Source organism: Enterococcus sp. 3H8_DIV0648 (genome assembly GCF_002140655.1).
Taxonomy (GTDB): domain Bacteria; phylum Bacillota; class Bacilli; order Lactobacillales; family Enterococcaceae; genus Enterococcus_A; species Enterococcus_A hulanensis.
In genome coordinates, this window is sequence record NZ_NGLG01000001.1 from 531,309 (window position 1) to 534,008 (window position 2,700).

The following is a 2,700-nucleotide window of genomic DNA, read 5'->3' on the forward strand; positions in this document are numbered from 1 at the left end:
TGATAATCAAGAAAAATATATCGTAGACCAGTGGTCACTGTTTATCAATAATTGACAGCGACCACTTATTTTGGGCTTATTTTCCTATCATATCATTTCACGGCTGGTTGCTTCTTCACTTGCTGTTTCATAATATTGTTAATATGAAAATAATCGAAGAATGACCAGTTGTTTCTTGGTCGAAATTCTTGTAGCGTGTCCTGATCGAAGTGGTTAATCATAGTAAGTTGATCTAGAAGTCTTTGCGGGTCGATTTGACTATAGGCATTCGTGTCAATAAAACCAACATAGGAAAAATTGCTAGATAAACGATTGATTACTTCAATTGATCGCATAAGCGGTAACCCGGCTAGTAAAATATCACCTGAGAAAGACCTGTTTTTCACTTTGTCTATCGAATAATAGCTAATGTTTTTATCAACCCCTGTTTCTTTTAGTAATATTTTCATCCGTGTAGTTAACTCCTTTGTGATGTTTCGTTTGTCTGATTCTCCGACGATAATGATCTTTTGATTTTTCATCTGGTCAATCTTCCTTTCATGCAATTCATCTTTCGAATACATCCTAACAATTGGTATAATCACTTTGAATGATTTTAGATGAGATTAGAACAAGGTTTCATGATTCTCTGTTTTTACTACGGTTATTTTGGAACGTTATTCGAAGTTTTACAATCATGGAGAGATAGACATGCTATTACAGGAAAAATTAGAAACCTATTCATTTTCAGCGAGCGAAAGGCACGTAGTAAATTATCTATTGAAGGAACAGCACAATATTCAGAATCAAACAACAACAGAGATCGCGAAAGCCACTTTTTCTTCAAAATCCACCTTGGTACGCATCGCCCAGAAGTTGAATTATGACGGGTGGCTTGCATTTAAAACAGACTACCTAAATGAATTAGACTATTTAGCGAAAAGCGACTCAAGTATCGACGCAAACTATCCTTTTACAAAGGCAGATTCCTTTGTTTCGGTGGCCAATAAAATTGCTAAATTAGAGATAGAATCCATTGAAGACACGCTTTCACTGGTGACCCATGACGATTTGAGAGCGGTGGTAAATATTCTTATGAAGAGTCGATGGATCCATTTGTTTGCTGTCAGCAGCAACCTGCTTGTTGCGCAAACATTTCAGCATCAAATGAAGCGAATCAAAAAAGAAGTTCGCATCCACAGTCTGCAAAGTGAAGTTCTATTTGACGCGCAACTTGCCGACGCTGATTCCTGTGCGATGATTATTACCTATTCAGGGGAAACGACGATTCTTAATCGGATCGCTGATTTGCTAAACGAAAATAAGGTGCCGATTATTGCAATTACTAGTATTGGTGAGAATACTACCGCCAAAAAAGCAGCTGTCACACTGAACATCTCGACCCGAGAAAGACTCTATTCCAAGATTTCCACATTTTCAACTGATACCGCTACAAGTTACTTATTAAATGTCATTTACTCCTGTATCTTTTCTCAAGAATACGACGAGAATGTTCGTTTGAAGATTACTTCTTCTAAACAGATTGAGACAGAACGGTCTTCAGATTCGTCTATTTTGAAGGAGAGATGATGGAATAACGGAAATATTTAATTGAAATCAAGAAAAGGCTACGCCAAGAAGTTGTGAAACCGGTTCTTGGCTTAGCCTTTTTATACTAATAGATAAAAAGAACGCAATAGCATCTATTTAATTGGGCTTACGACTGTTGACTGGCATAATAATCTATCACGAGGGTAATCTACTTAAGTAGATGCCCGTTTTATGAGTTAAGTATTAATGCGAAACTTAAAGTTGTTTTCACTTTTTCCGTCAATTAAATCGACTAAGGTATCTATGGCTGCAACTCCCAGTAGATGTCTGTTTTCGTCAATAGTAGCGAGCGGAGGTGTTGTAATCTCACTATTTGGTCGACCTGCAACAACTATGTCATCCGGAACTTTATAACCATATTCTTGTAACGCTTTCGTTGCGCCGACAGCAGTAGTGTCATCATCAGATGAAATGGAGAAACGTTATGGCATGATCCGCGTGGATCGGGATAATGAAGGGAATGGTTTAATGAAACGGTATAAGAAAGATTCATTTAGCTGGTACAAAAAGGTGATCGCATCAAATGGCGAAGAATTTTAAATGAAGAGGAGCAGGCAATGACGTTTGAATATACGCCATTGCCTACTTTGTAGACTATCTCTTATCATTAGTGTTTATTTGTCGTTCTATTCCGTTCTTAAAGCAATCACTGGATCTTTCTTCGCAGCCATTTTGGAGGGAATTGAACCGGCAATCAAGGTTAATACCATGCTTCCTCCTATTAGTAAAACAGCACTCAATGGATTTAAAGCAGCGATGCCCGTGATGCCAGTCAAATTGAAGACAATAGCATTGATAGGAATGCTAAGCAGATAGGTAAGGACAACTCCAAGTGTACCAGCAGTAAAACCAATAATTAAGGTCTCAGCATTGAAAACTCTTGAAATATCTTTTTTGCGAGCACCGACACTACGGAGAATTCCAATTTCTTTAGTTCGTTCAATCACTGAAACATAGGTGATGATACCAATCATAATTGTAGATACCAATAATGAGATAGCGGCAAAACCAATCAAAACGTAACTGATTGTATTGACTAAGGTGCCTGTTAAATCAGTGAGCATTTCTGCTGAATCTGAAAAAAGTAATTGTTCATTAGCACTTTTATTG

The 2,700-nt window shown here is 37.5% G+C and carries 4 protein-coding genes and 1 pseudogene; 2 read left to right on the forward strand and 3 right to left on the reverse strand.

What is annotated here, in order from left to right; translation table 11 throughout:
* Positions 1-92 precede the first annotated feature (92 nt).
* The gene (locus A5875_RS02385; protein ID WP_242551304.1) at positions 93-521 is read right to left on the reverse strand and encodes a hypothetical protein; all 429 of its coding nucleotides are present in this window, start codon (positions 519-521) and stop codon (positions 93-95) included.
* 169 nt (positions 522-690) lie between these two features.
* Here A5875_RS02385 and A5875_RS02390 point away from each other — a divergent pair, with 169 nt between their 5' ends.
* Positions 691-1,569 carry a MurR/RpiR family transcriptional regulator gene (locus A5875_RS02390; protein ID WP_088932127.1) on the forward strand — a complete coding sequence of 293 codons (879 nt, stop codon included), beginning with the start codon at positions 691-693 and terminating at the stop codon, positions 1,567-1,569.
* A gap of 197 nt (positions 1,570-1,766) precedes the next feature.
* Here the strand turns inward: A5875_RS02390 and A5875_RS24295 are convergent, their stop codons facing one another.
* Positions 1,767-2,003: a substrate-binding domain-containing protein gene (locus A5875_RS24295; RefSeq protein WP_088934608.1), complete on the reverse strand. Its 237-nt coding sequence runs from the start codon at positions 2,001-2,003 to the stop codon at positions 1,767-1,769.
* Here A5875_RS24295 and A5875_RS23175 point away from each other — a divergent pair.
* Positions 1,990-2,130: pseudogene (locus tag A5875_RS23175) on the forward strand (family 1 glycosylhydrolase); the annotation flags it as partial. The gene A5875_RS24295 and the pseudogene A5875_RS23175 overlap by 14 nt on opposite strands.
* Positions 2,131-2,216: 86 nt before the next feature.
* Here A5875_RS23175 and A5875_RS02400 read toward each other — a convergent pair.
* Positions 2,217-2,700 (reverse strand): ABC transporter permease (locus A5875_RS02400; protein WP_141108319.1); only part of this gene is annotated, 484 nt, incomplete at its 5' end.